This window comes from Mesorhizobium sp. M7A.F.Ca.CA.004.06.1.1 (assembly GCF_003999135.1).
GTDB lineage: Bacteria > Pseudomonadota > Alphaproteobacteria > Rhizobiales > Rhizobiaceae > Mesorhizobium.
Window position 1 is genome coordinate 1 of record NZ_RZPQ01001100.1, and the last position, 1,371, is coordinate 1,371.

The 1,371-nt window shown below is 58.2% G+C and carries 3 protein-coding genes; 2 read left to right on the plus strand and 1 reads right to left on the minus strand.

What is annotated here, in order from left to right; translation table 11 throughout:
- Both EN906_RS34180 and EN906_RS34185 read left to right on the plus strand, forming a co-directional pair.
- A partial coding sequence (locus tag EN906_RS34180) for a trimethylamine methyltransferase family protein (RefSeq protein ID WP_164777611.1) occupies positions 1 to 130 on the plus strand: 130 nt, incomplete at its 5' end.
- Positions 131 to 219: 89 nt separating this feature from the next.
- Positions 220 to 915 carry a 4Fe-4S dicluster domain-containing protein gene (locus tag EN906_RS34185; protein ID WP_127375781.1) on the plus strand — a complete coding sequence of 232 codons (696 nt, stop codon included), beginning with the start codon at positions 220 to 222 and terminating at the stop codon, positions 913 to 915.
- A 54-nt stretch (positions 916 to 969) separates the two neighbouring features.
- On the opposite strand, the gene EN906_RS34190 is transcribed toward EN906_RS34185, so the two are convergent.
- Complete coding sequence (locus EN906_RS34190; protein ID WP_127267734.1) at positions 970 to 1,242, minus strand: hypothetical protein; 273 nt, start codon at positions 1,240 to 1,242, stop codon at positions 970 to 972.
- Between the last annotated feature and the right edge of the window lie 129 nt (positions 1,243 to 1,371).

Genomic DNA, 1,371 nt, shown 5'->3' on the forward strand with positions numbered 1-1,371 from the left:
GCGCGCCAACGAGCTTGCCCGCCGCTGGCTGGAAAGCTACGAGGCGCCGCATCTCGATCCGAGCATCGACGAAGCGTTGAAGGACTTCATCGCCAAGAAGAAGGGGTCGATGCCCGACGCCTTCACTTGAAAGGAGCCCGAATCAGGCGGGGCTAAAGTCGCCAACATCATCCACAAGGAAGTCTGGCGGAGCGCGTTCTCCGATCCGGTCAAGAAGGAATGATTGCGCGTCGCGGCATGATCGAGGAGATCACGGCCGCGCTTGGCGCCAACGGCCTCATCCTGCGCGGCGGCTTTGTGTTCCCTGGCGACGAGGATGCTCCACATGGCACCTCGGGCGCGCCAGCAAGGTCCGTGCTGCTGGTGGGGCAGGCGGGGGGGGCGCCTTGGCCGCATTTCCTGCGCTGGCGCGAAAACCAGCCACGGACAATCGCCGATCCGCTCGACAACTGGTCGCGGCAGGTCATTGGCGCCGTGGCCAATGAATTCCAAGCCCGTGCGGTTTCGCCTTCCGACAAACCCTATCTTCCGTTCCAGCAATGGGCGATGCGGGCCGAGGGTTTAAAACCGTCGCCGCTCGGCATCCTCATGCATCCGCAATACGGGCTTTGGCATGCCTATCGCGGTGCGCTGCTGTTCGAGGACGAGATCGCGCTTCCGGAGCAGGGCAAGGCGATCCACCTTTGCGACACCTGTGTCGAGAAACCTTGCCTGAGATACTGTCCGGTCGATGCCTATTCCACGGAAGGATTCGCCTACCAGTCCTGTCTGGCGCATGTGCGAGGAGCGAAGGGCGAGCCGTGCCGCAGCGGCGGCTGCCTTGACCGCAATGCCTGCCCCTATGGCATCGCCTATCGCTATCCGGCTGAGATCCAGGCGTTTCACATGGCAAGCTTTGCGTCAGCCGCCGACTGATCGGCGCCATAGCTTGGTGAGTTTCTATCTCATGGTAGTGAGTCAGTTTGAAATCTAAGCTTTGAATATCTCAGCTAGGAGTTCGATAGCCCGCTCCTGAGTCAACTCTGGATCCCAAGGATCGGATACAGAGATTGCCTCACGCTGGCGATCATCAATCTTAGGTCCCAACACCTGATAATATACATCGCGAATAATCGGGAGGAATTTGGCCTGGAATTGATTGAGTTCGGCCTTGCTCCGCTCTTGATGGAGAAAACTGACGGCGTGAGCCAATAGGAACTCTAACTTGGCGAATTCGGTAGGATCGAAATCATAGCTCTTCATGGCGGCGGCATAGCATATTGAAGTCAAGCTGTCCGCTTCTTGTAAGGGCCGCGCAGCACCGGCTTCTCAATTTCCTTCACTTCGATCAGCGCAACAATGTCACCAATCTCGCAAAGCTTTCATGATAGG